This window comes from Rhodanobacter sp. Col0626, from assembly GCF_049994385.1.
Taxonomy (GTDB): Bacteria; Pseudomonadota; Gammaproteobacteria; order Xanthomonadales; family Rhodanobacteraceae; genus Rhodanobacter.
Window position 1 is genome coordinate 2,654,903 of the sequence record NZ_CP188260.1, and the last position, 26,718, is coordinate 2,681,620.

At 62.8% G+C, this 26,718-nt stretch carries 22 protein-coding genes; 10 read left to right on the forward strand and 12 right to left on the reverse strand.

The features are described 5' to 3' along the window. Positions 1-63: 63 nt before the first annotated feature. Positions 64-255 carry a CsbD family protein gene (locus ACPPVV_RS11470; RefSeq protein WP_426700017.1) on the reverse strand — a complete coding sequence of 64 codons (192 nt, stop codon included), beginning with the start codon at positions 253-255 and terminating at the stop codon, positions 64-66. A gap of 276 nt (positions 256-531) precedes the next feature. On the opposite strand from ACPPVV_RS11470, the gene ACPPVV_RS11475 reads away from it, so the two are divergent. Beyond that, complete coding sequence (locus tag ACPPVV_RS11475; RefSeq protein ID WP_426700018.1) at positions 532-1,752, forward strand: NAD(P)/FAD-dependent oxidoreductase; 1,221 nt, start codon at positions 532-534, stop codon at positions 1,750-1,752. Between the two features lie 34 nt (positions 1,753-1,786). Here the strand turns inward: ACPPVV_RS11475 and ACPPVV_RS11480 are convergent, their stop codons facing one another. Beyond that, the gene (locus tag ACPPVV_RS11480) at positions 1,787-2,290 is read right to left on the reverse strand and encodes a PepSY domain-containing protein (protein WP_426700019.1); all 504 of its coding nucleotides are present in this window, start codon (positions 2,288-2,290) and stop codon (positions 1,787-1,789) included. Positions 2,291-2,522: 232 nt separating this feature from the next. Between ACPPVV_RS11480 and ACPPVV_RS11485 the strand changes: the two genes are divergently transcribed. From ACPPVV_RS11485 to ACPPVV_RS11500, 4 genes are all read left to right on the forward strand, one after another. Further along, positions 2,523-3,935 carry a diguanylate cyclase domain-containing protein gene (locus tag ACPPVV_RS11485; protein ID WP_426700020.1) on the forward strand — a complete coding sequence of 471 codons (1,413 nt, stop codon included), beginning with the start codon at positions 2,523-2,525 and terminating at the stop codon, positions 3,933-3,935. A 259-nt stretch (positions 3,936-4,194) separates the two neighbouring features. Further along, positions 4,195-5,442 (forward strand): putative bifunctional diguanylate cyclase/phosphodiesterase, encoded by a 1,248-nt coding sequence (locus tag ACPPVV_RS11490; protein ID WP_426700021.1) that lies wholly within the window; start codon positions 4,195-4,197, stop codon positions 5,440-5,442. A gap of 27 nt (positions 5,443-5,469) precedes the next feature. Further along, positions 5,470-6,231: an ATP-binding cassette domain-containing protein gene (locus ACPPVV_RS11495; RefSeq protein WP_426700022.1), complete on the forward strand. Its 762-nt coding sequence runs from the start codon at positions 5,470-5,472 to the stop codon at positions 6,229-6,231. Then, positions 6,231-7,724, forward strand: coding sequence for a glycine betaine ABC transporter substrate-binding protein (locus tag ACPPVV_RS11500; RefSeq protein WP_426700023.1), 1,494 nt, complete (start codon positions 6,231-6,233; stop codon positions 7,722-7,724). The genes ACPPVV_RS11495 and ACPPVV_RS11500 overlap by 1 nt, the downstream gene beginning before the upstream one ends. 134 nt (positions 7,725-7,858) lie before the next feature. Here ACPPVV_RS11500 and ACPPVV_RS11505 read toward each other — a convergent pair whose 3' ends face one another. Further along, positions 7,859-8,878: a glycoside hydrolase family 43 protein gene (locus ACPPVV_RS11505; protein WP_426700024.1), complete on the reverse strand. Its 1,020-nt coding sequence runs from the start codon at positions 8,876-8,878 to the stop codon at positions 7,859-7,861. Between the two features lie 398 nt (positions 8,879-9,276). Here ACPPVV_RS11505 and ACPPVV_RS11510 point away from each other — a divergent pair, with 398 nt between their 5' ends. Further along, positions 9,277-12,312, forward strand: coding sequence for a TonB-dependent receptor (locus ACPPVV_RS11510; RefSeq protein WP_426700025.1), 3,036 nt, complete (start codon positions 9,277-9,279; stop codon positions 12,310-12,312). Positions 12,313-12,481: 169 nt separating this feature from the next. On the opposite strand, the gene ACPPVV_RS11515 is transcribed toward ACPPVV_RS11510, so the two are convergent. Then, positions 12,482-13,795, reverse strand: coding sequence for a carbohydrate-binding protein (locus tag ACPPVV_RS11515; protein WP_426700026.1), 1,314 nt, complete (start codon positions 13,793-13,795; stop codon positions 12,482-12,484). Positions 13,796-14,323: 528 nt separating this feature from the next. On the opposite strand from ACPPVV_RS11515, the gene ACPPVV_RS11520 reads away from it, so the two are divergent. Further along, a complete protein-coding gene (locus tag ACPPVV_RS11520) occupies positions 14,324-14,845 on the forward strand; it encodes a hypothetical protein (RefSeq protein WP_426700027.1) in 522 nt (173 codons plus the stop codon). 214 nt (positions 14,846-15,059) lie between these two features. On the opposite strand, the gene ACPPVV_RS11525 is transcribed toward ACPPVV_RS11520, so the two are convergent. Further along, on the reverse strand, positions 15,060-15,326 hold the full coding sequence (locus tag ACPPVV_RS11525; RefSeq protein WP_426700028.1) for a DksA/TraR family C4-type zinc finger protein: 267 nt from the start codon (positions 15,324-15,326) through the stop codon (positions 15,060-15,062). 225 nt (positions 15,327-15,551) lie between these two features. On the opposite strand from ACPPVV_RS11525, the gene ACPPVV_RS11530 reads away from it, so the two are divergent. From ACPPVV_RS11530 to ACPPVV_RS11540, 3 genes are all read left to right on the forward strand, one after another. Next, a complete protein-coding gene (locus ACPPVV_RS11530; protein ID WP_426700029.1) occupies positions 15,552-16,013 on the forward strand; it encodes an SRPBCC family protein in 462 nt (153 codons plus the stop codon). Continuing rightward, positions 15,997-16,335, forward strand: a complete 339-nt coding sequence (locus ACPPVV_RS11535; protein WP_426700030.1) for an ArsR/SmtB family transcription factor — start codon at positions 15,997-15,999, stop codon at positions 16,333-16,335. The genes ACPPVV_RS11530 and ACPPVV_RS11535 overlap by 17 nt, the downstream gene beginning before the upstream one ends. Positions 16,336-16,428: 93 nt before the next feature. Then, positions 16,429-17,088, forward strand: a complete 660-nt coding sequence (locus tag ACPPVV_RS11540; protein WP_426700031.1) for a glutathione S-transferase family protein — start codon at positions 16,429-16,431, stop codon at positions 17,086-17,088. Positions 17,089-17,259: 171 nt separating this feature from the next. Here the strand turns inward: ACPPVV_RS11540 and cycA are convergent, their stop codons facing one another. The 7 genes from cycA to ACPPVV_RS11575 form a co-directional block, all read right to left on the reverse strand. After that, the gene (gene cycA / locus ACPPVV_RS11545; RefSeq protein WP_426700032.1) at positions 17,260-18,642 is read right to left on the reverse strand and encodes a D-serine/D-alanine/glycine transporter; all 1,383 of its coding nucleotides are present in this window, start codon (positions 18,640-18,642) and stop codon (positions 17,260-17,262) included. 67 nt (positions 18,643-18,709) lie between these two features. After that, positions 18,710-19,123, reverse strand: a complete 414-nt coding sequence (locus ACPPVV_RS11550) for a GGDEF domain-containing protein (protein ID WP_426700033.1) — start codon at positions 19,121-19,123, stop codon at positions 18,710-18,712. A gap of 105 nt (positions 19,124-19,228) precedes the next feature. Next, positions 19,229-19,822 (reverse strand): 2'-5' RNA ligase family protein, encoded by a 594-nt coding sequence (locus tag ACPPVV_RS11555; protein ID WP_426700034.1) that lies wholly within the window; start codon positions 19,820-19,822, stop codon positions 19,229-19,231. 98 nt (positions 19,823-19,920) lie between these two features. Beyond that, complete coding sequence (locus ACPPVV_RS11560) at positions 19,921-21,585, reverse strand: alpha-L-fucosidase (RefSeq protein WP_426700035.1); 1,665 nt, start codon at positions 21,583-21,585, stop codon at positions 19,921-19,923. A gap of 281 nt (positions 21,586-21,866) precedes the next feature. Further along, positions 21,867-22,343: a DUF3617 domain-containing protein gene (locus tag ACPPVV_RS11565; RefSeq protein ID WP_426700036.1), complete on the reverse strand. Its 477-nt coding sequence runs from the start codon at positions 22,341-22,343 to the stop codon at positions 21,867-21,869. Positions 22,344-22,452: 109 nt separating this feature from the next. Continuing rightward, positions 22,453-24,492 (reverse strand): alkaline phosphatase family protein, encoded by a 2,040-nt coding sequence (locus ACPPVV_RS11570; RefSeq protein ID WP_426700037.1) that lies wholly within the window; start codon positions 24,490-24,492, stop codon positions 22,453-22,455. 214 nt (positions 24,493-24,706) lie between these two features. Continuing rightward, on the reverse strand, positions 24,707-26,362 hold the full coding sequence (locus tag ACPPVV_RS11575) for a multicopper oxidase family protein (protein WP_426700038.1): 1,656 nt from the start codon (positions 26,360-26,362) through the stop codon (positions 24,707-24,709). Positions 26,363-26,718: the final 356 nt, after the last annotated feature.

Here is a 26,718-nt window from a genome sequence, read left to right on the forward strand (position 1 = left end):
GGAGATAGCCAGCACTCATCGGCACGTCCCACCCAACCGGGTGGGCCCGCCCACCGTTGGCATTCAGCGACGTGAGTCGTTGTCCTTGCGCCGAATTTCATCCGCCGCATTGCCGACTTGCCGCTGTACCTTTCCGGCATTCTTTTCCACCTTGCCGGCAACTTCCTTGGCCTTGTTGTCCGTGAGCTTGCCTGCGACTTCCTTGGCCGTGCCCTTGATTTCGTGTTTGATGCCTTCGACTCGATTCTTGTCCATGCCGCGGTCTCCAGTAGGGCCTGCCTTATTGCAGACACGCCAGATATAGATGCGGACCGGTCGACAGGGCGTGACCCGGATGTTCGAACCCCATTCCGGCGCGGGCGCGGTTCATCTTCGCGATCCACAGCGTTCACCGATCTCCCACGAACACACTGACACGCTGGCTTTCCGGCGAGGATGATCGCGCCGCCGGTTGTTCGTCGATAACCGTGGCGATGCTGTGGCAGCTATCACAGCATCGATCGTCCTTCTCATCTCACCCGCGGCCACGATATGGACCTGAAAAGCGGCTACCCCTACTGGGCGATCAAGAACGGACTGATGCACGCGTTCCCGCAGTTGCAATGCGATTTGCGCTGCGATGTCGCGGTGATCGGCGGTGGCATCAGTGGTGCGCTGATCGCCGACGAACTGGCGGCGCATGGGCATGACGTGGCCGTTGTCGAGCAACGCGACATCGGCTGGGGCAGCTCCGCCGCCAGCACCGCGCTGTTGCAATACGAAATCGATACCCACATGGTCGACCTGGCCAAACGCTATGGCGAGGACGATGCCGTGCTTGCCTATCGTGCCTGCGCCGATGCGATCCCACTGCTGCAAGCCCTGTCCGCCGAAGTGCGCGACGTCGGCTTTGCGCGCATGCGCAGCCTGTACTACGCCAGCTGGCACCGTCACATACCCGTGTTGCAGGCTGAACTGGCGCTGCGACGCAAACATGGTTTCGAGGTGAGCTGGCTGGAATCCGGCGCCCTGCGCGAGGGTTATGGCATCGACGCACCCGGCGCGATCCTCAGCCAGCTCGCTGCACGCCTCGACCCCTATCGCATGGCCTATCGCCTGTTCACGCGGCTGGAGAAACGCGGCACTCGGGTGTTCGACCGCACCCGCATCGAACGCATCGAGACCACGACGCACGGTGTCACCTTGCATACCGGCGATGGCTCGTGCATCCGCGCGGCCCATGTCGTGTTCGCCGCCGGCTACGCGAACCAGTCGTGGCTGAAACAGCACGTCGCCCGCAATCACAGCTCGTATGCCTTCATCACTGACCCGCTCGATTCCTCCGGACTGCGCGGCCTGGTCGATACCATGGCGTGGGAATCGGCTCGACCTTATCTCTACCTGCGCAGCACCAGTGACGGACGCCTGCTGGTCGGCGGTGAGGATGATGAGATCGACATCCCTGCACGTCGCGATGCGCGCGTGGATCGGAAGGCGCACAAGCTTGTGAAGAAAGTCGCCAAGGCTATACCCGGCCTGCAGCTGACACCTGCCTTTGCCTGGGCTGGCACCTTTGCCGAGACCGACGACGGCTTGCCGTTCTTCGGTCCGCATCGGCAATACGGCCCGAACGTGCTGTTTGCGATGGCCTATGGCGGCAATGGAATCACCTACAGCATGATCGGCGCTGGATTGATCCGTGCACTGATCGAGCGGCGCAAACATCCGCTGGCGGACCTGTTTTCATTCGGACGGCTGGATCGGAAATCCTGAGATCGCGACAAACATCCTGCTACCGACGGTTCCATCAGAACAGCAACAGCAGTAACGGCACCATGATCCCGGCGGCCAGGACCGTGCCGAACAGCAATGGTTTGCGGCTATAGCGCCAGGCCATGTACAGGCCGCTCAACACCGACACCAGCAGGCCCAGCGCTACCAGGACGAAAAAGGCCTTCATGGGCAGCAGATTCTTCTTCGGCCGCGCAGCCGCGTTGTCGGCAACACTCGTCGATGCCGATCGGTTTTTTGTCGTCGCGCCCGCCGGTGTCGGCGCCAGCGTGGCCTTCTCGTCCGCAACCGCTGGACGCGGACGCCGCTGCGGCAGCACCGTGGTCTGCTTCTTGTGGAACTGCGCGGCACTTGCCAGCCATGCTGGTGGCACGTAGCTGCCGCCACGCGTGGCTTCGTGCAGGCTGAAGCTCTGCAGGCCGCCGGTAATCGCGAAAAACATCAGCATGGGCGCGGTGAACACACCCAGATAAAGATGGGTGGTGCGTGTCGCTTTGAGGAATCGATGGGTCAGCGACATAAAACCTGCAGGAAGATGCGGAATTCGAGGGATTTTAACCGAGACTTCATGAAACGCCAATGATAAGCAATCTCATCTTTCTGCCGTCATCCACACGACCGACGGCAGCGATGCAGAAGAATGACGCGCTGGCCACAACACTCGGCGGCATACGAACGCTGCCCGCTTTGCCACCCGGAATCGGGTAGGCTTTGGTCATCCGACGCGTCTGTCACTCCAGCACCGATTGCCCATGATCCCGCCGCGTCTGCCGATGCCGCCAAGAGTCCCCGTTCCGCTCACCCACGTGATGGATCTCCTGCTCGATGCGATCTGCGTGGTCGACACCGAGGGACGATACGTTTTCGTCAGTGCCGCCTTCGAGCGGATTTTCGGTTACACGCCGCAGGAGGTCATCGGCAGGCCGATGATCGAACTGGTTTACCCGGACGACCGTGAGCGCACCTTGCAGGCCGCCAGCGAGATCATGGCCGGTCAGCCCAAACCGCATTTCCAGAATCGCTACGTACGCAAGGACGGGCGTGTCATCCATATCATGTGGTCGGCACGCTGGTCGGAAACCGATGGCCTGCGCATCGCGGTGGCGCGCGACATCACCGAACTCAAACACGCCGAACGCATGCAGACGGCACTGCATGCCATCTCCGAAGCGGCGCACTCGGCCGAGGATCTGCTGGCGCTGTTCCGGCACATCCACCTCATCATCGGCAAGCTCCTGCCAGCCATCAATTTCTTCGTGGCGCTGTACAACGGGGAGAAGGACGAACTGAGTTTCCCCTACTTCGTCGACCAGTACGACGAAACACCCGCGCCACGCAAACTGGATTCGGGCACGCTCAGTGCCGAAGTGATCCGTACCGGACAGGCACTGTTGTTGACGCCCGACACGCAGTCGGCACTGTCCGATCGCACGTGGCCGATCGTCGGCCGGAACTCGCTGGACTGGCTGGGCGTGCCACTCGCTTCGCAAAGAGGCGTCATCGGCGTGCTGGCCGTGCAGAGTTATTCGGGCGAAGTGCGCTATACCGAACAGGACCAGGCGCTGCTGCAGTTTGTCTCCACCCAGGTCGCGGCGGCGATCGAACGCAAGCAGATCGAGACCTGGCTGCAATACATCGCGCGGCACGATCCGCTCACCGCGCTACCCAACCGCGAACTGTTCCACGAGCGCCTGCGCAACGCGCTGGTCAAGGCACGCAAGGACGGACAACGGCTGTCCGTCCTTTACATCGACCTCGATCGTTTCAAGCTGGTGAACGACAGTTTCGGTCACGACATCGGTGATCTTCTGCTTCGTGAAGTCGCCGCTCGCATTGGCCGCTGCGTGCGTGAATCGGATACCGTCGGACGGGTCGGCGGTGACGAATTCGTGGTGTTGCTCAACGGCATCAGCCTGCCGGAACATGCCACCGCGATAGCCGAAAAAATCCGTGCCGCACTCGAGCGGCCGTTCGAATTGGCCGAGCACCGCTTGCAGGTATCTTCCAGCATCGGTATAGCCGTCTACCCCGAGCATGGTCATGAGGACAAACAGCTGATGCGTCAGGCCGACAACGCCATGTATGGCGCCAAGCGCCAAGGCGGCAACCGCCTGTTGATGACCGGCGCGGCGACATCGCCGTCCTCTGCCCCGATGTGCGACTGAGGCGCCGGCGACAATCCGCTTCACTTGCGAGTATGGCCGCCATTGCCGATCTGCTGATAGGCTGGCTCCGCCCCGTGGCGCGATCCCCACCGACTCACGTCACTGGCCCGGCAAGACGCTTCCATCATTCCTGTCAGACGGTGCAATGCGTGGCTTTTGAGCTCGAAGAACGACGCATGAACGTGAGCGATTTGCAGCCTGGCAAGTTCGTGTGCCGGCCCGACCGTCTGCCTCTGTTCATCACGACGCGGGCCGGGCCATGCTGAACCGGCAACAGATCTTCACCGCGATCGATCAGCAGATCGAGTTCTCCGCCGGCGAGGGTGGGCATTTCGCTGTCGTAATGCTGCGCACGCTCGGACTGCGCGAGATCTGCCTCCGGTTTGGCTATGAACATGGCGAACAGGCTGCAGAGAAAGCGCTCAAGCTGATCGAACAATCGTTGCGCCCGGATGATCGGATCTTTCGCGCCGGCGACGACAGCTTCGCGATCGTCTTGCCGAACATGCTCAACCACAATCACGCATTCCAGGCTTGTGCGCGCCTGAGCCAGAGTTTCGAGCAGCCCATGCGCAATGCCGCCCCGCTGTGGAAGTTGCGTGTGGCCATGGGCGTGGCGCTTTGCCCGGAACACGGAACCACCCCCGACCTCTTGTGCTGCCACGCCGAGATGGCGCTGGACGATGCGCAGCGTCGTGGCGAGTTCGGCGCGCTCTTTCGGCCAGAACACGCCAAGATGGAAATCTTCTATGAAGATCTGCGCGAAGCCATCGAAGCCAATCGGTTGCAGGTGTTCTTCCAGCCGGTGCATGACTTGCAGAAACGACGCGTTGTCGGCGTCGAATCCCTGGCGCGCTGGACAAGCGCACGTCATGGCGAAGTGTCGCCCGCCAGCTTTGTACCGTTCTCCGAACAGAGCGGCCTGATCTCGGTGCTGACCCGGTGGAGCATCGACGCCACCCTGCGCCATGTGGCATCGTTGGGCCATGGGCACGGGTTGAGCATCGCCATCAACTTCTCGCCACAAGTGCTTTCGCGACCGGGCATGGTGGAGCAGTTCGTGGGCGCGCTGGAGACCTGGAACGTCGCCCCGACATCGGTGATCGTGGAGATCACCGAAACTGCGCTGGTCAACGATCTCGAATCAAGCGCGCAGGCATTGGGTCGCCTGCGGGATCTCGGCGTACGCGTCGCCATCGATGATTTCGGCACCGGCTACGCATCGATCGCTTACCTGCGCCGATTCCCCGCGACTGAACTGAAGATCGACCAGTCCCTGATCGGGGCCATGCGCGATGATCGACGCACCTGCAAACTGGTCGGCGCGATCATCAACCTGGCTCATCACATGGACCTGTCCACGATTGCCGAAGGTATAGAGGATCAGGCCACGCAGGACCTGCTCGTCGGCATGGGCTGCGATTTCGGTCAGGGTTACCACATGGGTCGGCCAGAACCGGCGGCGGAATTCGTTGCGCGATTCGTGTCGATGGCTTCCGCTCCGTGACGCGTCGCACGCATACCGGAGCCGCCGATGTCTGATGCACCCGCCGGCATCGCTTTCGCCATCGAGCAGGCCAGCAAGCGTTACGGCGCGGTTTTCGCGCTCGACCGCATCAACCTGAGTTTCGCCGCGGGCACCACCACCGCGCTGATCGGCAGCAGCGGCTCCGGCAAGTCCACGGTGCTGCGCCTGTTGCTGGGCCTGGAGTGGCCCGACCAAGGCGTGGTGCGAGTCGATGGCGCAGCCCTGCAACGCGTCGATGTGCTGCCATTGCGTCGACGCGTCGGCTATGTGATTCAGGATGGTGGGCTGTTCCCGCATCTGACCGCGCTGGGCAACCTCGCATTGCTGCCGCGACATCTTGGCTGGAGCGCCGAGCGGATTCGCCAGCGCGCGGAAGAACTCGCCACGCTCACGCATCTGCCCAGTGGTGTGTTGGAACGTTATCCCGCCGAACTGTCCGGCGGCCAACGCCAGCGGGTCGCGTTGATGCGTGGCCTGATGGCCGATCCTGACGCCTTGCTGCTCGACGAGCCGCTGGGCGCACTCGATCCGGTCGTGCGGCATGACCTGCAGGACGAACTGAAACAGATCTTCGACCAGCTCGGCAAGACCGTGATCGTGGTAACCCACGACCTGGCCGAAGCCGCCTGGTTTGCCGGGCGACTGGTGGTGATGCGCAAGGGTACCGTGGTGCAGGACGGCAGCTTCGAGGAGCTGCGGGATCATCCCGCGGACCCGTTCGTCCGCCGCTTCGTCGAAGCACAGCGACGGCTGCCGGAGGTATCGTGATGCGCCGTTTCCTGCCATGGCCGTGGCTGATCCTTGGCGCGTATCTGTTACTGCCCGCAACGCTGCACGCCACGCCGGTACGCATCGGCTCCAAGCAATTCACCGAGTCGGTGATCCTGGGCGAACTGGCACTGGCCAGCGCGCGCGAAGCCGGTGTGGATGCGGTGCATCGGCGCGAACTGGGCGGCACCAGCATCTTGTGGCGCGCACTGCTTCAGGGCGATATCGACGCCTACCCGGAATACACCGGCACGCTGGTGCAGGAACTGCTGAAAAACGTGCCGCCAGACGCGGATATCGCCACGTTGCGGGCGCGGCTCAAACCGCTGGGCATCGGCATCAGCGAGTCGCTGGGCTTCGACAATACCTATGCGATCGGCATGCGCGCCGATGAGGCCAGCCACCTGGGTATCGTCCGCATTTCCGACTTGCTGCAGCATCCCAAGCTGCGCTTCGGTTTCTCCAACGAGTTCATGGATCGCGGCGACGGCTGGCCCGGCCTGCGCCGGCGCTACGGCCTGCCCCAGACAAAGGTGAGCGGCCTGGACCACACGCTGTCGTATCACGCGGTCGACAGCGGCGCGGTCGATGCCATCGACCTGTACAGCACGGACGCGGAAATTCCTTACTACCACCTGCGCACGCTGGTCGACGATCGCCATTATTTTCCACGCTACGAAGCGGTCTACCTGTACCGGCTGGCGTTGAACCAGAGCGCTCCGGCATTCGTCGGCGCCTTGCAGAAACTCGTCGGGCGCATCGATGAGAACGCGATGCGCACGATGAACGCCAAGGTGAAGCTGCAGGGCATCAAGGAGAACGTGGTGGCGGCCGATTTCCTCGGCATTCGCGCAGACCGGGACGGTGGCGGTTTATGGACACGGCTGTTTCAGCGCAGCGTGGAGCACATCAAGCTGGTAGCGATTTCGCTGGGACTGGCGATGCTGCTGGCCATTCCGCTGGGCGTCCTCGCCGCCCGCCTCAAACGCCTCGGCCAACTGGTGATCGGCCTGACCGGCATCCTGCAGACCGTGCCGTCGCTGGCCATGTTCGTGTTCATGATCCCGTTGCTCGGCATCGGCACCTGGCCGGCGATTGCCGCGCTGTTCCTGTACAGCCTGCTGCCGATCGTGCGCAACACGCACGCGGGACTGGTGGGCATCACGCCGGAGTTGCGCGAGTCGGCGGCCGCCCTGGGGTTGCCGGCGAGCGTGCGCCTGCGCCGCATCGAGTTGCCGCTGGCGACGCGTTCGATTCTCGCCGGCATCAAGACCGCGGCGGTGATCAACGTCGGCACCGCCACGCTGGCGGCGCTGATCGGTGCGGGTGGTTACGGCCAGCCGATCCTTACCGGCATCCGCCTGGACGACATCGGCCTGATCCTGGAGGGTGCGATCCCGGCCGCCGTGCTGGCGTTGCTGGTGCAGGGAATCTTCGAGGGCATCGAGCGCTGGCTGACACCGCGTGGCCTGCGACTCGAGGCAAGGCAATAGGACAACCGCACCGATCCTTTTGGGGAAACACACCTTCAGCAGCACGGCCTTCGTTTTGTCCGAAGGACCTTCGATGTGCTCGTCGCCGCTTCGACCGGCCGGACGTTACCGGTCCACCCACCCCGCGGCGACAGTCAGTGCAGCGGGTGCGCTGCAACGCCCTGCCGGGTGATGACGACCGGCTTGATGAAGCCCTGCTTGTCGAAATACATGCGATCGACGCAGACCACGCGATGATTCGCCGCCGTCTCGCCCAGCGGGCGGCGATGGTAGACGATGTACCAGTCATCGCCGGCATGAATCAGCGAATGATGCCCTGCTCCCGTTGCGATCGCGGGATCCTCTTGCAGGATCTTCCCGATCCGCTTGAACGGTCCCAGCGGCGAATCGGCTATCGCATAGGCCACCGAATAATCCGGTCCGGTCCAGCCGCCTTCCGACCACATCAGGTAGTACTTGCCATTCCTGATGAACATCATCGGGCCTTCGACATAGCCGCTCGGGGTGATTTCCTTGTAGACGGCCCCGTCATCGAACGGAACAACCCCCGTGAAGTCATTCTTCAACCTGGCGATATTGGCGTGCTTCCAGCCGCCATAGATGATGTAGTACTGCCCGTTCGTATCCTTGAACACAGACTGGTCGATCGGCTGCGCACCGTTGTGGAACGCGCCGATCAGCGGCTTGCCCAGCAGGTCATGGAACGGGCCAGCCGGATGGTCGGCCACCGCCACGCCGATGCCACCGACGTCGTGGTCGTGAATGTCGTTGGCCGAAAAGAAAAAGTAGTACTTGCCGCCCTTGGCGACGATCGCCGGTGCCCACATCGCCCGCCGGGCCCATGACACGGCCTTCGCCTCGAGCACCCGCGAGTGTTTCGTCCAGTGCACCAGGTCGGGTGACGAAAAGGCGTCGAAGTAGACCTGCTTGTCGTAGGCCTCCGACGTCGTGGGATAGATCCAGTACTGCCCTTCCAGCACGGCCGCTTCAGGATCGGCATACCAACCGGGGAAAACCGGATTGCCCGCGTGGGCAGGCCCGGCTGTCGATGCCGCCGTGGCCAGCGGCTTGGCCGGCGTCGATGAAGCCTGACCCGCGGCCAGTAACCACACTGCCATGACCAGAAACCTTGTGGATGGGTTGAACAAGCTCATGCATTGACTCCGGCAAATCGTGTGATGCGCAATTTCATGCAGGCTGGGGCACGTCGTCCGGCCCGCGAAGGCGGTTGCTGAACCGATTTTCGGGCGACCAAGCCGGAATTCGCCCGTTCTTGCGGCAACAAATCCAGCCCAGGTTTCGTTTTCATGACCGGGTCGTCAATTTTTTGACTTCCACCCTCGACAACCTCAATAGTGTGCGGTACACCTAATTTAGATCGATACAAAGATCTCGGCAACCCAGCAGCAAGCACTCCACGAACAACACCGTTACGAACTTCGCGGTTATTGCAGCTAAAAATTTAGATCGATCCAAACAAATCGACTACGCCTTTATTTTTTCGCAGCCCGCCGCTGCACGCGCTATCTGATCCGGCCTGACGAGGGAACCCATGAACCATCCGATCTCCTTGCGACGCAAACGTGCACTGGCTTTAGCGCTCACCCAGGCCATCGCCCTCACTGCCGCGCTCGGCACCCTTACTGTCGCGCAAGCGCAATCCACCACCGGCACCCTGGTCGGCCAAGTGGCTGACCACGGCGGCAATACCGTCTTGATCCAGAGCGCCAGCGGCCTGTCCCGCCAAGTGCCGGTCGATGCCCGCGGCCGCTATGTAGCCGCGCAATTGCCGCTGGGCAGCTACACGGTGTCGCTGCAACAGGATGGCAAGACGGTCGATTCGCGCGAGAACGTCACGCTGCATGTCGGCGCCGCCACCAACGTTTCCTTTGCCGCTGCGCCAACCGCGAGCAATGCGGCTGTGCTCAGCGCCGTCAATGTCAGCGGCAGCGCATTGCCCGTGATCGACGTGACCAGTGTCGACTCGCGCACGGTGGTCACGGCCGATCAGCTGGCGAAGCTGCCGCTGGGTCGCTCGGCCGAAGCGATCGCACAGCTGGCACCGGGGGTCAGCCGTAACACCGCCAACTTCACCAGCGCCACCGGCCAGTCACTGGTCAGCTTCGGCGGGTCCGCAGCCAGCGAGAACGCGTATTACATCAACGGCTTCAATACCACCGATCCGCTCAATGCGGCCGGCGGCCTCACCCTGCCCTACGGTTCGATCGATCAGCAAGAGGTCTACACCGGCGGCTACAGCGCGCAATACGGACGCTCCGACGGCGGCGTGATCAACCAGGTCGGCAAGCGCGGCAGCAACGAATGGCATTTCGGTGCGCAGGTCATCTGGGAGCCGAACTTTGCCCGCGCGCACGAGCGCGACGTGCATTACGCCAACGGCCTGCCGAAGACGCCCGTCGCCGGCTCCCTGTACGACCCCAAGAGCGCCAACGACAGGACCACCACCACGGTGAGCGCCTATGCCGGCGGCCCGCTGATCAAGGACAAGCTGTTCTTCTTCGTGGCTGGCGAGTTCGAGCGCGAACAGGGCAACCAGGTCAACTCCGTCGAGACCACCTCGGCACCCAACCAGACATATCGCTACAACGATCCGCGCTGGTACGCCAAGCTGGACTGGAACATCAACGACAACAACATCGTCGAACTCACCGGCGCCAGCGACAAGCACAGCGGCTCCGGCTCGGTCTACAACTACGACTACAACGCGCGCACGCGCGGCAGCCTGATCCGGCCGCAGGATGCCACCAAGAAAGGCGGCGACCTGTGGGTGGCCAAGTACACCGGCTACCTCACCGAAAACCTCACGCTCAGCGCCACCTATGGCGAGATGAACACCGTCGACTACGACTACCCGGGTGCCTACGATCCCAACCTCACCTACGTCAGCGGCATCATCAACCAGAACCCCGCCTTGAATGGCGGCACGCCGCGAGGCAATCCGCAGATCGCCTCGCTGTCCGATCCAGGCCGTGGCAACAAGACCACCAATCTCCGCTTCGACCTCAGCTACCACCTGGGCGACCACACCATCAGCGCGGGTATCGACAACCAGAACGCGCGGGCGAACGATCAAGGCACGTTCAACACCGGTCCCGGATACAGCTGGGGCTACGGCCAGACCGATCACCCGGAGCTGCCGCTGGTGGACGGTCAAGTGCCACCGCTCAACGGATTCCCCAATGGCGCGGACGGTTACTACGTGCAGAAGAACGTCGCCATCAGCGTCGTCTCCGTGCGCTCCGCACAGCGCGCCCAATACATCGAGGACAAATGGCAGGTCAACGACCGCTGGCTGCTCTCGCTGGGCCTGCGCAACGATCAGTTCACCGACTACAACCCCGCCGGCCAGGCCTTCATCAAGCAGACGCGGCCACAGTGGGCACCGCGGCTGGGCTTCAGCTGGGACGTCAACGGTGACTCCAGCTTCAAGGTGTTCGGCAATGCAGGGCGCTACTACCTCGGTCTGCCGTTGAACCCGGCCACCGGCGCTGCCGCCGGTTACATCGCGACGCAGCAGTACTACACCTACGGCGGGATCGGGCCGGACGGCGTACCCACCGGCCTGACCCAGATTTCCGAGCCGGTCTCGGCCAACAATTCGTACGGCCAGCAGCCGGATCCGAATACCGTCACCGCGAAGAACATCAAGGCCGAGAACCAGGATGAATTCATCCTCGGCTTCACCAAGACCGCCGGCACGAAATGGATCTACGGCGCCAAACTGACCCAGCGCGTCCTGCGCAGCGCGATCGACGATTTCTGCGATGTGACCCTGGTGACCGACAAGGCCGCCGCTGAAGGCCACGAAGTGGGCTCCAGCAATAGTTGTTACCTGATCAACCCGGGCCGCGCCAATACCTTCAACCTGATCGACACCGCCGGCAACCCGTTCTCGACCACCCTGAGCAACGACGAAATCGGCTTCCAGCACCTGAAGCGTCGCTACTACGCGCTGGATACCTTCCTCGAGCATCCGTTCGACGGCACCTGGTTCGGCCGCATCGATTACACCTTCTCGCGCAGCTACGGCAACACCGAAGGCCAGTTGCGTTCGGACCTGCTACAGGGCGGCGCGTCGGCGAGCGAGGATTGGGACAACGCCGTCATCATGGAGAACACCAACGGTCCGCAGAACAACGATCACACGCACCAGATCAAGCTGTACGGCTATTACCAGGTCAGCCCGGAGTGGATCGTCTCAGGCAACTTGCGCCTGCAGTCCGGCAACCCGCGTATTTGCCTGGGCTACTACGGACCGGATCACTCCAACCCTGTCGGCTATGGCAACGCCTATCACTGGTGCGATGGACAACCGTCGCCGCCCGGCAGCCACGGCCGGCTTCCATGGACGCATCAACTCGACCTTGGCGTGACCTATCGCCCGGCATTTGGCGGCCAGAAGCTCGCGTTCAACGCCAACATCTTCAATGTGTTCAACGAACAGAACGCGATCTTCCTGCAGCCGAATTCGGAAAATGCTCCACGTACACCCAACCCGCTCTACGGCACCGCGCTCTATCGCGAAGATCCGCGTTACGTCCGCCTGAGCGTCAGCTACGACTATTGAGTCAGTTTCCCCTCGCCAGGCATCCGCGCGACCCCTCCCATGTATTTGGCGCGGATGTCTGGTTTTTTTTTCGGAGCGTGGCTACTCGTTGTGGCGCCAGTCGACCGTTCGAAAAAAGGCCCGGCGCATCTTCATGCACCGGGCCTGCGTGTACGCCTGTCGACGTGACCTAGTGGCCGAGATCGTGCAGGAAGCGGTTGGTGTATTGCAGCGGCGTGCTGCCATTGACCGAGTTGCAGGTGGGTGATGCTGTCCCGCCACCACCCGCACACGGCGTGTCGCGATCGAGTGACCAGAAATGCACGCCCGCCATGCCCTGCCCGACTGCGTAATTGACCACCGTATCGACGTCGGCGAGGGTGAACAGCTCGGTGTTGACGTCATTCACGCCGATCATCGGTGTCAGCTCGATCCGGCTGGCCGCGATGCCGTAGGTGTGTTCAAGATTCAGCGCCGCCTGCACGGCGGACTGCCCCATGTTGCACTGACCGTTCGACACCACGCACACGCCGGGACTGGCTGCGCCGAAGTCCATCACCATCAGGTTGATCGTGTAGTTGGGCAGGTTCGCCGCCTTCACCGCACGCACCACCATGTCGCCCACGCTGTTGAGTCCGCCGTAGCTGCCGTCGGATGCCGCCAGCGTGGCGAGCGTGAAGGAGAAGCGCAGGTTCGGATACAACGTATGCGCGTACGCAGCGTTGGATATCAAGTTGTTGATCTGCGCCTGGCTCTGGGCGCCCTCGATATCGAAGTCCACGCCGACCATGTACGGCGACGCATAACGCGAAAGGAACTGCGCCATGCCTGCCGGCGTCGAGCAGGTGAAGCTGCCGGCCTGCCCGCCGGTGGAGACCACGTAGCTCACACCTGCGTTGACCAGCGGCTGGATGTTTGCGCTGGCGAAACTCGCCGCCGGGATGCCACCCCAGCTTTCACTGCCGCACTCGCCCGAGGCAAACGCCAAGGTGATCGCACCAAGATTCGGCTCGACCGTGGACACGAGGCTGCCGCTGCCCACCACCGGGATCGACGTGCCGGTGACGGCCGTGTGCATCACATTGGTGTTCCAGTTGAGATTGATCGTGACGTCCTTGTAGGGACTGAACAGGAAACCTTGGGCGGGCGGATTGCCGGGATTGCCGGGGTCACCTGGATCACCTGGGTCGCCAGGATCCGTGCCGCCGCAACTATCCTGCGAAGTCCACGGCTGACCGGAGCCCGCGCCCCCGTTGCTGGTGGCCGGATCGTTACCCTGCGTCCACCAGTTCGCCACGTAGTTCGTTCCGTTCTCGCTAACAACGTTGGCACCGACATACGCCGTCGCCGCGTTCCATGCTGCCGCGCAGGCAGGAACGGATTGCGCGTAAACCGCTTGCACGGGTATCGCCGCCAGCAGGCTGACGGACAAGCCCATTCCTATCGCACTGCCCAACGCACTCAAGGCCAGGCCTGACCACACCGCCGATCGCTTCACAAACATGAGATATCTCCTGATGGGAATTGCATCGCCAGGAGCCCGGGCGGGAAATCGGAGGAGTCCGGTGAAGTGCCAGATAAGCCATTCGATCCTTCGATGCGAACAGCTGTGCACCCTGCCGTCTTCCGCTCTTTCCGTCGCCCATGCCCGCTGGGGTGATTTGCCAAGGCGAATGCATGGCTGCGCTCCGGTCAGCCGTGCGGTTGGGGACCCGATCACCTTGCCGCATCCCTGCGCATTACCGCTTTTTATGGTGAGACTGTCCTGTCTTAGGCCCGAATGACAACGTTGTCTATCGGACTTTTTCCGAACTGTGACCGTCGACGTGAAACCAGGAAGCGCAGGTTTCATGCTGCATTGCGACACCAGCAGTCAGCCGGGCTGACAAATCACCCCTTGTTGCACCGGTCGCGCAGAGCCAATTCTTGCGGCTTTGATGACAACGTTGTCCAACCGGATCGTCGATGGACGATCAAGGCACCGCCGCACCGATTCGGTTAGGTTGTCCGGGCTCCCTTCGAGATATCCCACATGATCCGCAAAATGCTGTTGGCGATGACGCTTGGTCTCACCACCGCCGCCATGGCTGCCACGCCTGAGAAAACCGCCTTGGCCGATCTGCCCCACGTGGCGTTTCCCGCTCCCCATCGGGTCGCTTCCGGACGCCTGCAGGCCAGCGACATGGCAGCGTTGAAACGTGCCGGCATCCGCGAAGTGATCGATCTAAGCGTCGACAACGAAACGCCCGACTTCGACGAGGCGGCAGCGATGCATACTGCCGGCATCCGCTATCGCAACCTGCCGATCCACGGCGCACAGGACCTGACCCGCGCCCATGTCGCTCAGTTCGATCAGTGGCTGATCGACGCCGGCGACCGGCCGACGCTCGTGCACTGCGCCAGCAGCAACCGCGTTGGCGCCATGATCGCGCTGCGTGCCGCGTTGATCGACGGCCAACCCGCTGATGCAGCCGTGGCGGAAGGCCGGCGCTGGGGACTGAAAAGCCTGGAACCCGCGGTGCGCCAACGCCTGGATGACTGGACAACGCACTGAGTCGTGGCGGGCTGCCACACATCGATCGATCCACGCGCGACGAACGCGTCGGGAATGGCGAATGAAGCCCGCGAAAATCAGCATCGGCGGCGGCGTGTCCGGGCTGGCCTGCGGCCGGTTGATGACTCCCGCCTGTCAGACGCGATCATGCAGATGAAAATCGCGCTGGCCGTGCTGCGTGGAGCGGCAGCCGGGTAGACCAGCACGCACCTTCTCAGCGAAGCTGGCTGTCCTTGCTGCCGCGCCGGTTGTAGAGGCCGGCACCGCGCTGCTCGGCGTCCTGCGCCTCCTGGCAGGTCACGCACAGGCGCACTCCCGGCACGGCCTTGCGTCGTGCCGCGGGAATCGGCGCATCGCATTCTTCGCAGCGTTTCAGACCGGGGCCGTTGCGCAACTGCTGGCGCACCCGCTGCACGGCGTCGTTGACCGTCGCATCGATCTGGTCCTGCACCGCGCCGTCGCCTGCCCATCCGGTTGCCATGGGAGCCTCCACATACTCTCGCCGACAAGGACAAAATCATAGCGCTGCCGGCATGAATCCGCGCTGCGCGCCACCGCACCGGCGCATTGAAAACCCGCAAGGAATCCTCCGGGACGACCACATGCGGTGGCATGGACCTTCGTTCACGCCATCTCACGGCCTTATGCAACCTTTAAGTTGCATTTAAACTGACAAAGGGGTTAACCTGCAGCCAGGAGGTTGCCCATGAACACATCTACCGATCGCATAGAAAGACAGATCCAGCTCAACGCCCCACGTGAGCGTGTCTGGCGTGCCCTTGCCGACGCCGAAGCCTTCGGCGACTGGTTTGGCGTGGCGCTGAAGGGCCAGCGGTTCGTTGCCGGCCAGAGCGTGCAAGGCTATATCACCCACCCAGGCTATGAACATCTGTTGTTCGAGGCGCTGGTCGAACGCATCGAACCGGAGCGTTTGCTGTCGTTCCGCTGGCACCCGTATGCGGTGGATCAGACGGTCGATTACTCAGGGGAGCCCACCACTCTGGCGGTATTCGAGCTGCAGGATGCCGCCGGTGGCACCCTGCTCCGCCTCACCGAATCCGGTTTCGACCAGATCCCGCTGGAGCGTCGCCATGAAGCGTTCCGCATGAACAGCAGCGGCTGGGATGCGCAGATGGAAAACATCAGGACATATGTCGCCGCGCACTGAAGCCGCGTCGTTGCATCGGCTCGCCCCGCTTTTTGCGGCCCTGGGTGACCCGACGCGCCTGCGCCTCGTCGCCGCGCTTTGCGTCGGCGGCGCCATGTCGATCGCCCAGCTCACCGCCGGTACCGACATCACCCGGCAAGCCGTGACCAAACACCTGCACGTGCTGGCCGATGCCGGCCTGGTCCGCGACCTGAAACTGGGACGCGAACACCGATGGGAGTTCGAGCCTGCCCAGCTGGAGCAGGCGCGCCAGTCGCTTGATCTGATCGCGCAGCAATGGGACCGCGCGCTGATGAAATTGAAGGCCATGGTGGAGAGCTGATCAAGGGCCGAAAGCCGATCCGATGGCGAACCTCGATGTCGATTTCGCAAGCGCCCGTTCGTCGCTTCGACAAATCCGCACAGGCGAGCCGCGATGATCCTGAAACTGTATGCGCACCCGTTTTCCTCCTACACCCAGAAAGCGCTGATCGCGCTCTACGAGAACGGCACGCCCTTCGAGTGGTACCTGCTCTCGCCGGACAACCCCGGCACGATGAAGGAGTTCGATGCGCTTTGGCCGTTGAAGCGCTTTCCGCTACTGCGGGACGGCGATCGCACGGTGGTCGAGGCGAGCATCATCATCGAGTACCTCGATCTGTACCACGGTGGCACCGTACGACTGATTCCTGCCGATGCCGGCGACGCCCTGGAAGCACGCGCGATGGATCGCTTCTTCGACAATTACGTGCATGCGCCGCTGCAGAGAATTGTGCTGGATCGCTTGCGCCCCGAGGCCGATCGCGACAGTGTCGGCGTAGCTGAGGCGCGCGCCATGCTCGATACCGCCTATGCATGGCTGGATCAGGTCATGGCCGGACGTTCATGGGCGGCGGGTGACACCTTCACCCTTGCCGATTGTGCTGCCGCGCCTTCGTTGTTCTATGCCGACTGGGCGCATCCCGTTCCCGCGACCTGCGCGAACGTCAAAACGTATCGGCAACGCCTGCTCGCACGCCCCTCGTTCGCGCGCGCCGTCGACGAGGCACGGCCCTACCGGTCGTACTTTCCGCTCGGCGCACCCGATCGCGACTGAGCAAAGACCCAGCCAGATGGAAACAGCCTGCCAAACGTGCCGGACGACGCAAGGCGACACACCGCTGTGCCGCCGATGATCGCCGTGCTGTCGTCCGTGCATTGCGTCGGGCAGCCATCGCATCCCATGGTTCGCGAAGCCAACCAGGGCCGGGATCACCCCAGCCGCGGGTCAGGCCGGACGGACGCGACGCCCCTTCCACAGATAGCCCACCGTCAGCAGTACAAACCATACCGGGGCGGCGAGCAGAGCCTCCAGGGTGTCGGGCCGCAGCGTGAGCAGGACCACCACGAAGGCAAAGAACGCCAGGCAGACCCAGCACATGAACACGCCGCCGGGCATTTTGTAGTCCGACGCCTCGTGCAGTTGCGGACGCTTGCGGCGATAAACGATATAAGCGGCCAGAATGAGCGACCACACGAACATGAAGAGCACGGCGGACAGCGTAGTGACCAGGGTAAACGCCGTGATCAGGTCGGGAATCAGATAGATCAAGGCTGCGCCGAGCAGCAGGCAGAAGCAGGAAAACAGCAGGCCCAGCGACGGCACCGCCGCACGCGACAGGCGTGCGAACAGCTTCGGTGCATGATCTTCGCCGGCGAGGCCATAGAGCATGCGGCTGGTGGAAAAGATGCCGCTGTTGGCCGAGGACGTGGCCGAGGTCAGCACCACGAAATTGATCAGGCTGGCGGCGGCCGGAATGCCGGCCAGTACGAACAGTTCCACGAACGGGCTCTTGCCCGGCTCCACCAGGCGCCACGGTGTCACTACCATGATGGCCACCAGGGCCAGCACGTAGAAAATGATGATGCGTACCGGGATCGAGTTGATCGCCTTGGGCAGGTTGCGCCGAGGATCCGCCGTCTCCGCGGCGGTGGTGCCGACCAGCTCGATGCCGACGAAGGCGAACACCGCGATCTGGAAACCGGCGAAGAAACCGCCCAGCCCCTTCGGAAACACGCCGCCGTCATTCCACAGGTTGGACAGCGACGCCGCGTGTCCGCTGGGCGAACGAAAGCCCCAGGCAACCAGCGCGAAACCGGTCACGATCAACGCGCAGATGGCGATGATCTTGATCAGCGCAAACCAGAATTCCATCTCGCCAAACAGTTTCACCGTCGCCAGATTCAGGCTCAGCAGCAACAGCACGCACAACACCGCGGGGATCCACGGCGCCAGTTCGGGAAACCAGTATTGCGCGTAGGCGGCGATCGCGATCACATCGGCGATGGCGGTGATGATCCAGCAGAACCAGTACGTCCAGCCGCAGAAGAACCCGGCCCATGGCCCGAGCAGATCGGTGGAAAAGTCGATGAACGACTTGTAATCCAGATTGGACAGCAACAGCTCGCCCATCGCCCGCATCACGAAAAACAGCATCACGCCGATGATCAGGTAGACCAATACGATCGAGGGTCCGGCCAGACTGATCGTCTTGCCCGAGCCCATGAACAAGCCGGTACCGATCGCGCCGCCGATGGCGATCAATTGCAGATGCCGGTTCGAAAGGCTGCGCCTCAGGTGATCGGGATGTTGCTCCGGCGATGCGGTCATGGTGCGCCCCTTTGGTTTTCGGAATGCGCCAACATACGCGAGAACCGGGGTCTACGTGAAGTTCCGGTCATCCATCTTCCGCCGCTGCCATGCCGCCCCGATTCCATTCCATCCGGTTATGCCCCGGGTTCTTGGGCCGGTACAGCGCGACATCGGCGGCATTGACCAGCACCTCGAAACCCGCACCGACCGCGCCAGCAACGCCGACGCTGGTGGTGAGGGCCACCACGTGGGCGTCGAATGTGGCCGGTTGGGTCGCGACATGGGCACGCATGCGCCCGGCCAGCGCGCGGGCGTACGTCAAGTCGATCACGGGCAGCACCAGCACGAACTCTTCGCCGCCATAACGCGAAAACAGCGTATCGCGTGGCAGCCCCGCGTTGCGGATCACCTGGACACAATGGTTGAGCACGGCATCACCCGCGGCTTGGCCCCCAACAACCCATAGATCAAGGCCGTAGTGCTGCTGCCACTTGCGCAAGCGGACCTGCCGACAGGCATCCATGCAAAGCAGCACGACCGACGGCGATCATTCAAGCTGGCGGTGCGGGTGGGCAACGGCACAAAACCGCGCTGGCGCGGCTTATCAGGCCGACAGGCGCGATCCATCCAGCGCCCAGCGCGCCAGTGGGATGTGCTGCGTCTTCCCGAGCAGGCTGTGGACCAACACGAACTCACCAGCCCGCCACGACACCGGCGTCACTGGTTCGGTCGCCACATCCCGGGCATCGTAGGCCAACGTGACATGCGGCTCGAAAGCGGCTGTGACGCACCGGCCCAATCCCGTCGCCGAGAGTGCCCGGCCCAGCTGCGCGTGAAATGCATGCAGAGGATCGTTGCCACCGCTGGACTTCAGCACGAACGGCTTGTGCCGGCGCCGGTTGGCGAACGTGGCGACCTGATCGAAGCTGACGTCGAATGGCGCACCCCGCACCTGTGCCGCCGCCTGCTCCGCCGCCCGGACCACATCGTCGCGAAGTCCGACCGAATCAACCAGGTGAAACAACGTCACATGCAGGCGATCCGTCGACAACGGGCGTCCGCGCAAGCCATGGTTTGCGCACTGCATCGCCGCGAACGCCGCGATGCGCCCGGCCGTGTCCCGATCGGGAAAGAGCGCGAAAAAGAGCCGATCGGTGGGTTCAGCGGCCTCAAAACCGGCCAGGGTTGCCTGCGACATGACGTACTCGATCAAATAATCCAGGCGCCTTTATCGGGCTTTCCACCCGATGATGGCAACTCCTGCGAACCAGCACGATGCGACGCCGCACGCCTGAATCAATGACCGGCCGACGGCGCGATGTCCACGGCGTTGACCGTTACCGGCAGGCGGTCGCCTTTGTGGAACGGTTCCACTGGCGTCAGCTCGACTTCCATTGCATAAGGCTGCTTCGCATGGTCACGATGGACAGTCGCCTGCCAGACCAGGTGTTTCCCCGTATCCGCCGCAAGCGACGCGGTCTGCCGTTGACCGTCGACGAGCAGGTCCATGCGCTCCGGCTTTCCGTTGCCGACGTAATGGATCGTCAGTGTGTAATTACCTCTGCCCAGCGCCGCGTACCAGCGCAGTTTGTAGAGCGTCGACGGGTCCTCGTAACCGAAGCCGTTGTCGTTGAGGAAGTGCTGCGCCTGGGCAGCATCGAGATGGACTCGCCCATCGGCGGATGCAGCCACGGCATGGGGACGCACATGCAGTTCTCCTTCGATCGGCACGGCGATCACCGGCATGAAGTTGCCGCCATGAGCCGAAAGCGCAAATGCATGGACGTCTATCGTCGCGCCGCCGGCATCGATGCTTGCCGGTGCTGCATCGCCGGCGGGTGCGCCAAGCAGGTGACCCGATTCCAGCCTGGTGTCCACCACGCCGGGCAAATGCAGCTCGCCATCGGCAGGCAGTTTGTCGATGAACAGATAAAGCGTGTCCCTGCCCAGTGTCGCGTAGCCGAAATCGAGCGCACCGAACGGTTGTGCGCCGGTGTCGTAGATCGCTTCGCCATTGACCCGCAGCCATTCGCCGACACCGCGCAATACCTCGGCCTCGTACGGCACGATCGAACCGTCGCCGCGCGGACCGATGTTGAGAATGTAGTTGCCACCGGCACTCACCACTCGCACCAGCCGCGCGATGTTCTCGCGGATCTTTCCCTGCAGGTCGTCGCGCTTTTGCCACGAGCGATAACCCCAGGTTTGCGGAAACATCGACGCGGGCGACTGCCACGGCTCCTCGACCGCGACATCCGGTTCGCTGTTGTCACCCATCACGGTGAAGTCGCCCTGGTAGTTCCACACCCGGCCGGAAACCATCGTCTGCGGCTGCAGCGCATGCACGGTTTGCGCAAAACGCGCGCTCTGCGCGGGCGTGGGTTTGCCCATGTCGAACCAGATCTCGGCGATCGGCCCGTAGTGACCCAGCAATTCCTTGATCTGCGCCACGTTGAAGTCAGCCTGCGCTGGCGTGATCGGATTGCTGTTGCCCTCGATGTAGTGATTGCCGCCGGGGTGATGCCAGTCGATGGTGGAGTAGTACACGCCGAACGGCATGCCCGCACGGGCGCAGGCATCGGCCAGTTCCTTCACCACGTCGTGCTTGTACGGCGTGGCGTCGACGATGTTGTACGGCGTCTGCGCCGTGTGGAACATGTTGAAGCCATCGTGGTGCTTGGCGGTCAATACGATGAATTTCATGCCGGCGGTCCTTGCCAGCGCAACGATGGCATCGGGATCGAATTTCACCGGATCGAACTTGCCCGCCAGTGCCGCGTAGTCCCGCATCGGGATATGGCCATTGGCAACGATCTGTTCGCTGTAGCCAGCGTCCACGCGCTTGCCGTTCCACATGCCGCCAGCCTCGGAGAACAGGCCGAAGTGGATGAACATGCCGAACTTGCGATCCTTCCATGCCTGCACGGTGGCGGCGCTGGGTCGTGGGCTGCCGAGCGACATCGGCTGATCGCGCGGTGTTCTTGTTCCGGCAAGGACCGCTGGGGCAAGGCCCGCCGCCAACAGCGCGACGCAGGCCGCCGTCCGAAACACAGTGGTGATATGGCGTAAGTGCATGTGCCGGGATCTCCGCGGAAGGGGAATCGCCCGCGGCTCGATGCATCAAGCGGAACGACCGACAGCGAGGACACCCGATTGCACGACGCACGTCAACCCGCGGAGCAAACCCACGGCAAGCCTGCGGCACCGAAAACGTACATCCTCGGTGCGCCGGAAAGCTGGACTCAGTCGCTCGGGCTGGTGCATGCGGCGTAGCGTCGGCCTTCGATCTGCACGACGTCGCCACGATCCTGCAGCGCCATGCTGGCGGTGTAGTGCTCGGCCGAATCAAAGTCCGCGCGACCGCGACCGCTGACGGGTGTCGAGCCGTCGCAGCGCACGTTCCATGCGAGCGACGTGCTGCCTCGATGCGGTTCGTTGCGCTGGCACGGATCGAATGGAGGAATGGAAATGGTGGCAAACGCAGCCCACGGGTCGGCCCCCTCGTCGATGCAATGCCATTCGATGATCGGCTTGCCGCGGTGGTCGTGATCGACTGGCGTCGTCACGATTTTCCACAACCCCGGCATGGCCGCGAAATCACCAGGATCGGCATGACTGGGCGGGCTGGCAAGACCGGCGATGACGATCAGTGCGAAGGCGATGCTGCGACTGGCAACGATGAAACCATGGCGTTGGGGAAAAGGAATGAAGGTGGTCATGGCGACTGCATGCTCCCGATTCAGAGTCGTGCGTGTTGTACGCACAGGTGCACTACGCGAACGCGCGAACGCCTTGTCCGCCATGGCGGACAAGGCGTTCGCATGGAAATCAGTCGCTGGTGGCCGCTGTGGCGTTCGACCAGCCGTGCCGGTCGAAGTCGAACATGTCCATCAGATTGCCGATCGCCGGCGAATTGACGGGTACATAAGGATCGTCGCGGCGCGCGATCGGATTGGGAAGATTATCGCGACTGCGTGGCGAGATGGTGTCGTACAGACCCCAGTTGGCTTCCACGAATTTGTCGAAGGAGACGTGATCGTAATACGTGTGCACCACCCGCCCGCCTTGCGAGTACTTCGATATCACCAGCAACGGAATGCGCGTGCCGTCGCCGAAGAAGTCGATCGGCTGCACGTAACCGGAGTCGTAATAACCGCCGCCTTCATCCATGGTCACCATGATCACGGTGTCGTTCCATACTTTTGGATTGGCCTTGGCCATGTCGACGATTTTCCTGACGTAGCCCTCGAAGAGCTCGAGCTTCGAAGAAGCCGGATGGCCGTCCAGAATGCCATCGGGCTTGGCGATCGATACCGCGGGGAGCGTGTCGTTCTGAATATCGGTGTAGAGGTCGTTGATGTCCTGGTTGTTGGCGCGCAACGTCGGATCGGTCATGACCTGGGTGGAATACAGGAACGGGTTGCAGATATTGCAATACGTGCCGCCCTCGCCGTCTTCCTTGCCGTCACCCCACCCTTCGCCGTAGTACTTCCAGCTTACGCGGTGACGCGTGAGCAGCAGCGCGATATTGTCCTGCGTGGTCGGCGGAATGGTGAACTGCGTGTTGCCCAGCGGTGCCGGCGTGCCGTCACCGAGATAGCCCGGGTTGTAGTTGTTGACGAGGTAGTACGCGTTCTTCTTGCAGTCGGTGCCGCGGAACGTGCGATACGACAACGACTTCAGGTATTTCTTCACCGGGGCTACGCCGGGCTGCGTGTCATCCGCGCAGTTGACGTAAGAGCCACCACCGTAACCGTCCTGCACCCACCAGTTGTTGGTGCCGGGCTGCGAGTCGGGGTTCTCGATCTGGTTGGTCGGCGGCGTCACGGGATTGCCCTGCGCGTCGGCGTAGAAGATCGGGTTACCGTAACCGAGCATGATGTGGTTTGCACCGGTTCCGCCCATCACCGACTGGTGAAAGTTGTCGCTCAAGGTGTATTTGCGGGCAAGCTCGGCAAAGTACGCCGCGTCGCCCTTGGCGATGTTGAGGAACTGCATCGCCGTGGAACCTTCGCCCGTGCTCTGGTCGGTGAAGCCGGCCGGCTGTGGTGCACCGTTGTTGCCTGCGCCAATGGTCGTTTCGACCCATGGGAAGAGATCCGCGCGACAGCCGCTCGGGTTGTGCGATGTCGCTGCCTGCGCGCTGCAATCCAGCTGCTGCCACATCTGGAAAAAGCGATGCACCGGACTGTTGGCGTAGTCGTTGTCGGTGATCGACGCATGCATGTCGACTGGCGCGTTGGGCAGGTTGCCGGGAAAGCGCGTGTCGACCACGCCATTGGGCAGGCCGGTACCGCCCTCGGCCAGCTCGACATACGCATCCTGCGGCAGTGCCGGCTCGATCGACTGCGCCTGCGCGGCCGACGCGAACGGCGCCTGGGTCGGTGCGCTGCCGGTGTTCATCTTCGGCAGCACCGCATAAGGCGCGGTGCGGGTTGGCGCGAGCGCGAAGGTACCGGTGTTCGATGCCTGCCACTGGCGTGCAAGTGCGACGTGCGGACCGGGCGTGCCGTCGGCATTCACGATGCCTTCGGAAAGCAGGTTGCGCACGCTCTGCCCTCGCGGCGGTTGGTAGGTGGCGTAGACGTGGTCGAAAGTCCGGTTTTCACCGATAAGCAAGATCACGTGCTTGATCGGCGTACGCGTGATGTCGCTGCGATCACCGGGGTGACCGGGACGATGCAAGGTGACGATGCCGCCGGGAATCCCCGGCTGGTGTTGCGCGCCAGTGGTCGGCACATGCTTGCGAAACGCTGCGTCCTTGTCTGGTGGTGTTGTGGACTGCGCGCTGACGACGCCGGCAAAGCCGGCGACCAGTACTCCGATGAAGAGCGGCATCAACCGCTCGCGGGCAAACACGGTTCGCATGATCTGAATCTCCTGCAGACGACGGCAAAAGACGGCCTTCGTGTAATCCCCCTGATTCTGGTCAGCGAGCGCGTGGCGCTGTACTGGACGGCATCAGTGTCGGTCTCGCAGATGACGCTGCGTTGGCATTGCGACGACAGGGATTCGCTTGAACGTGACAGTGCGACGACAGCGTGCGGCGATGCGTGCTTTCACACGACGCAGGCGAAACAACTTACGCCGGCAGCAGCTGGTACGGCCGCATCATTTCGTTGTCTTCGTGTTCGAGATAATGGCAATGCCAGACGTAGCGGCCAGGCTCACCTTCAAAGCGCATCGCGATGCGCGTGACCATGCCGGGATCGGCGCGCACTGTGTCTTTCCAGCCCGCCTCGTGCGGCGGCGGCAGTTGCGCCGGGCCGGTGTACTTGATGCGGCGATTCGCATTCCACGCGAACAGGTCGAACGGGCGGCGGTCGATCACCTGGAAGCGCACCAGGTGCAGGTGGATCGGATGCGCATCGCCAGTGATGTTGACGAAGCTCCAGCTCTCGATGGTGTTCTGCGTCGGTTTCTCGCTGATCGGGTCCGACCACATCTTGCCGTCGAGCAGCATCACCATCGGATTGCCACTCGCATCATCCTGCTCGCCGACGGTCAACAAGCGGTTGCGCACTGCCGCGGCAGGATCGATGCGCGGCACCTTGCGCAACGTGGCCGGCACGATCGACGTGTCGCGTCGGCCGTGCTCGCGAACCCGAAATTCCAGGATGGCATCGGACTGCTCGTGCAGATGGATTTTCTTTCCGGCCATGCCGGAAAAATCCACCACGACATCGGCCCGTTCGGCGGGATAGAGCTCGATGCGCGTGCGCACCAGCGGTGCAGCGAGCAGCCCCTGGTCGCTGCCGATCTGCAGGAACGTATTTCCCTGCGACAACGAAAGGTCGAAGAAGCGGGTATTGGCTGTATTGATCAGGCGCAGCCGATAGCGCCGCGGCTCGACCTCGAAATAGGGGTACAGCTTGCCATTGCAAAGCACCGCGTTGCCGCGACATTCCGAAACCCATGGCGCCGATGGATCGTCCGACACCGGGTAATACAGTTGGCCGTCCTTGCCGATCAGCCGGTCGCACAGGATCAGCGGCAAATCGCAATCGCCCGCAGGCAAACCCAACTTCTGCTCTTCGGCATCGCGCACGTTGAACGCGCCAAACAGCCCGGCATAAATGTTGAGTCGCGTGATGCCCATCGCGTGATCGTGATACCACAGGCTCGCTGCGTCCTGCACGCCGGGATAGTGGGACAGCACCGAATGGCCGGGCGTGTACCAGTCTTCCGGCCAGCCATCCGAATCGGCCGGCACGCGCGCGCCATGCACGTGAGTCACCACGCGCACCTCCGGCTTCGAGCGGTCCGCACCGTGAACGTTGTGGTCGATTGGAAGAAAATGTCGGGTCGGCAGCGCATTGACCCATTCGATCAGCAGTGGCTCGCCGCGCATCGTCTCGAATGTCGGCCCAGGAGATTGGCCGTCGTAACCCCACAGTGGCGTCGGCGGAAGATCGCGATGCAATCGCGCATGGAACGCGCGCATTTCCATCCGGTAATACGGCAGCGCGCGGCCGGGATACGCCGGATGCGCGCGCTGCCCTACCGGACGTGCCACCGGCGGCACCGGCAGTGCATCGACAAACCGCGCCAGCGTGACCGGGTTCAGCAGCAGCACCTTCGGCGCCGCTAGCGTCGGCATCGACATGCGACTGGGCATCGACATCCATGTCGACGTGGACATGGCCTGTGCCGACGCCAGGTGCAGCGCATCGGCAAGCACCATGCCGCCGATCAGGCCGCCCGCACCACACAGGAATCGGCGGCGTGACAGCGTCATCGACCTGTTCCGCGGCTGAAGCCTTGGCCACGGCGCAGGAGAGAGAAGGCAAGGTGCCGCCTGTGGAAACCGGATGCGCATGTCATGCGACAACCCTAGGCAGCGCGCATGACAGTCGTGTGGCAGTCCCTTGCCGCGGCATCGAAAGCGGACCGGCATGCTGCTTCGTCTGCCGGTCTGTTGGCATCACGCTACCGCTTTCAATCGGCCATGGCATGTCCGGATGGCATTTCCTCGACGGCCGTGAATTTCCATCCGCGCGCCGTCCATTCATCCGGATGTCGATTCCACGTGATGTCGATTTCATGCCACCCCGTTCGTCGCACGGTAAGAGTGCACGATCCCAAGGCCGATCG

Coding starts and splice junctions, on each gene's coding strand:
- ACPPVV_RS11470 (WP_426700017.1), bottom strand. CDS start 255: ATGGACAAGAATCGAGTCGAAGGCATCAAACACGAAATCAAGGGCACG.
- ACPPVV_RS11475 (WP_426700018.1), top strand. CDS start 532: ATGGACCTGAAAAGCGGCTACCCCTACTGGGCGATCAAGAACGGACTG.
- ACPPVV_RS11480 (WP_426700019.1), bottom strand. CDS start 2,290: ATGTCGCTGACCCATCGATTCCTCAAAGCGACACGCACCACCCATCTT.
- ACPPVV_RS11485 (WP_426700020.1), top strand. CDS start 2,523: ATGATCCCGCCGCGTCTGCCGATGCCGCCAAGAGTCCCCGTTCCGCTC.
- ACPPVV_RS11490 (WP_426700021.1), top strand. CDS start 4,195: ATGCTGAACCGGCAACAGATCTTCACCGCGATCGATCAGCAGATCGAG.
- ACPPVV_RS11495 (WP_426700022.1), top strand. CDS start 5,470: ATGTCTGATGCACCCGCCGGCATCGCTTTCGCCATCGAGCAGGCCAGC.
- ACPPVV_RS11500 (WP_426700023.1), top strand. CDS start 6,231: ATGCGCCGTTTCCTGCCATGGCCGTGGCTGATCCTTGGCGCGTATCTG.
- ACPPVV_RS11505 (WP_426700024.1), bottom strand. CDS start 8,878: ATGAGCTTGTTCAACCCATCCACAAGGTTTCTGGTCATGGCAGTGTGG.
- ACPPVV_RS11510 (WP_426700025.1), top strand. CDS start 9,277: ATGAACCATCCGATCTCCTTGCGACGCAAACGTGCACTGGCTTTAGCG.
- ACPPVV_RS11515 (WP_426700026.1), bottom strand. CDS start 13,795: ATGTTTGTGAAGCGATCGGCGGTGTGGTCAGGCCTGGCCTTGAGTGCG.
- ACPPVV_RS11520 (WP_426700027.1), top strand. CDS start 14,324: ATGATCCGCAAAATGCTGTTGGCGATGACGCTTGGTCTCACCACCGCC.
- ACPPVV_RS11525 (WP_426700028.1), bottom strand. CDS start 15,326: ATGGCAACCGGATGGGCAGGCGACGGCGCGGTGCAGGACCAGATCGAT.
- ACPPVV_RS11530 (WP_426700029.1), top strand. CDS start 15,552: ATGAACACATCTACCGATCGCATAGAAAGACAGATCCAGCTCAACGCC.
- ACPPVV_RS11535 (WP_426700030.1), top strand. CDS start 15,997: ATGTCGCCGCGCACTGAAGCCGCGTCGTTGCATCGGCTCGCCCCGCTT.
- ACPPVV_RS11540 (WP_426700031.1), top strand. CDS start 16,429: ATGATCCTGAAACTGTATGCGCACCCGTTTTCCTCCTACACCCAGAAA.
- cycA (WP_426700032.1), bottom strand. CDS start 18,642: ATGACCGCATCGCCGGAGCAACATCCCGATCACCTGAGGCGCAGCCTT.
- ACPPVV_RS11555 (WP_426700034.1), bottom strand. CDS start 19,822: ATGTCGCAGGCAACCCTGGCCGGTTTTGAGGCCGCTGAACCCACCGAT.
- ACPPVV_RS11560 (WP_426700035.1), bottom strand. CDS start 21,585: ATGTCGCTCGGCAGCCCACGACCCAGCGCCGCCACCGTGCAGGCATGG.
- ACPPVV_RS11565 (WP_426700036.1), bottom strand. CDS start 22,343: ATGACCACCTTCATTCCTTTTCCCCAACGCCATGGTTTCATCGTTGCC.
- ACPPVV_RS11570 (WP_426700037.1), bottom strand. CDS start 24,492: ATGCGAACCGTGTTTGCCCGCGAGCGGTTGATGCCGCTCTTCATCGGA.
- ACPPVV_RS11575 (WP_426700038.1), bottom strand. CDS start 26,362: ATGACGCTGTCACGCCGCCGATTCCTGTGTGGTGCGGGCGGCCTGATC.